This is a genomic window from Enterococcus sp. S183_ASV_20 (assembly GCF_018919685.1).
Taxonomy (GTDB): Bacteria; Bacillota; Bacilli; order Lactobacillales; family Enterococcaceae; genus Enterococcus; species Enterococcus faecalis.
Genome location: NZ_JAHLRI010000126.1, coordinates 1 through 1,866 on the forward strand (window position 1 = coordinate 1; position 1,866 = coordinate 1,866).

Below are 1,866 nucleotides of genomic sequence, written 5' to 3' on the forward strand. Positions count from 1 at the left end.
TTGTCTTCACTATCTACCCAATTATTTTTAACGGAATTATCAAACCGATCTTTTAAAAGCATGTATGCAATTTTTGCGTCGTTGGATAAAGATTTGTACATTTCATTTGTGAAAAATACTTTTGGCATTTGGTAGTATTTTTCTCTGTAAATCTCTTTAGATTTATAAAATTGAAAATTTTCCATTTTGATAAAGCTCCTTCTTTTGTGAATAAAAAATATATTTATGATTAGATTTGTAACAACGCAGAGAAAAAAATTCTAATTACTCACTGGTAGTTTACGATTATTTATATATTGTTGTCAATACAAATTGTCAAAATATATTTTGACAATTTGAATATATGTGATATACTAAATATATAGAATATAGCGAATATATTTAGTATACTTGCTATATCGGATATATTAAATATATTTTGGAGGGATTTTATGTTAGTCGATAAGGGTGTTTCAGGTAAAGTAATAATGCTAACAGGGCGTAAGGGTGGTATAGGAAAGAGTATCGATAATGAGTTACTTTCAATTGTTGGTAGTCAAATTTTCAACAAAGATATATGTTTAATAGATTATGACCAACAACGAAATACTACTTCTAATATTAGTTCTACCTATCAAATATCGAAATTTGAACGCTCTTTAGCTTCAGCGATAACTAATAATGATTGGGAATCTGGAATAACAAAAATAAGTCCCCATTTGTATGTTATGGCTGGTTCACCAGGATCAGAAGAATTGAATGAACATTTGTCGCAAAAATATCCAAACAAACATGATAGACATTTAGCTTTTATACAACCTTTAAAAGAGTTAAGAAAGAAATTTGACTATATTTTTGTCGATTGTCCACCATCTACTGATAATGTTGTTAGAGCATTCTTAACAGCTGCTGATTATGTTATACCGATGCAAGAGCTTAAACGGTACGCGATGGAAGGTACGGAAGATTTTATTGAAAAAGTACTGATTCCTATTGTAAGTAACTTCGAAGAAACAAATTTACAAATAATCGGTATCCTTCCTGTAATGTTTTCGGCACGTCGAGAGTCACAACGTGCGAATTATCAAAAAACTGTAGATAAATATGGTAAAGAAAATATTTTTAAAACTATTGTTAAAGGCTCTGATAGGCTGGAAACTTATGGAGAAACTGGTGTCCAACTTAATGATTATGTTGATCGCCGTTGGTGGGCAATATTTGCAGATATATTTACCGAGCTTGAAGAACGAATTGAATACTATGAATCACATGGAGATATAGTCGGTTTTGATTATACTTTAAAATATGCTGATTCAATGGCTAATAAGATATTATCTAAAGGAAAGGAGATTGAGATCAATGGCATTGTTACCAACGAATAAAGAGAAAAAAAAGATTGGCGCTGCAGATATAGAAATAGCCGATGATATTAATGTAGAGTTAGGAAAAAGCAAATATACTGCTAAGGATAGGAGACCGGTACAAGTTGATCCTCCTGTGTTAAAAACTATAAGAGATTTAAGCTATGCAAAAGATAAACCCATGTACGACATAGTCGCACTAGCAATGGACGCTTTAATAGATACCCTAAGCGAAGAGGAAAGAAATATTTATAATAGACGAATCAAAGATTAACTGAAATATATTAAATATAGCGAATATATTAAATATAGCGAATATATTAAATATAGCGAATATATTTAATATATATAATATACCGGATATATTAAGTATATTTAATATATCCGGTATATTTGTTTAAAATGATTTTTTTAATTTTCATCAATAATTTTTTTAGTTCGTCTGTGGTGTTCTAAGTGTAGCAAATAATCGTCTTGCAGTTTTAGAAGGTCTGAATATACCTGATCCATAGTCTGGCTGGCCGAC

Annotated in this window: 3 protein-coding genes and 1 pseudogene; 2 read left to right on the forward strand and 2 right to left on the reverse strand. The window is 30.2% G+C overall.

Annotated elements, in window-relative coordinates; translation table 11 throughout:
* Positions 1-185, reverse strand: a 185-nt coding sequence (locus KQI94_RS15860) for a replication initiator protein A (RefSeq protein ID WP_216454628.1), incomplete at its 3' end; no start/stop codon positions are given.
* Between the two features lie 246 nt (positions 186-431).
* Between KQI94_RS15860 and KQI94_RS15865 the strand changes: the two genes are divergently transcribed.
* Both KQI94_RS15865 and prgO read left to right on the forward strand, forming a co-directional pair.
* Positions 432-1,361: a ParA family protein gene (locus KQI94_RS15865; protein WP_002366009.1), complete on the forward strand. Its 930-nt coding sequence runs from the start codon at positions 432-434 to the stop codon at positions 1,359-1,361.
* The gene (gene prgO / locus KQI94_RS15870; RefSeq protein ID WP_002369783.1) at positions 1,339-1,614 is read left to right on the forward strand and encodes a DNA segregation protein PrgO; all 276 of its coding nucleotides are present in this window, start codon (positions 1,339-1,341) and stop codon (positions 1,612-1,614) included. Before KQI94_RS15865 ends, prgO begins: the two co-directional genes overlap by 23 nt.
* Positions 1,615-1,751: 137 nt before the next feature.
* On the opposite strand, the pseudogene KQI94_RS15875 reads toward prgO, so the two are convergent.
* A pseudogene (locus tag KQI94_RS15875) lies at positions 1,752-1,866 on the reverse strand (type III secretion system protein PrgN); the annotation flags it as partial.

Bases quoted from the DNA above. Each gene is read 5' to 3' on its own strand.
- KQI94_RS15865 (WP_002366009.1), top strand. From the start codon at position 432: ATGTTAGTCGATAAGGGTGTTTCAGGTAAAGTAATAATGCTAACAGGG.
- prgO (WP_002369783.1), top strand. From the start codon at position 1,339: ATGGCATTGTTACCAACGAATAAAGAGAAAAAAAAGATTGGCGCTGCA.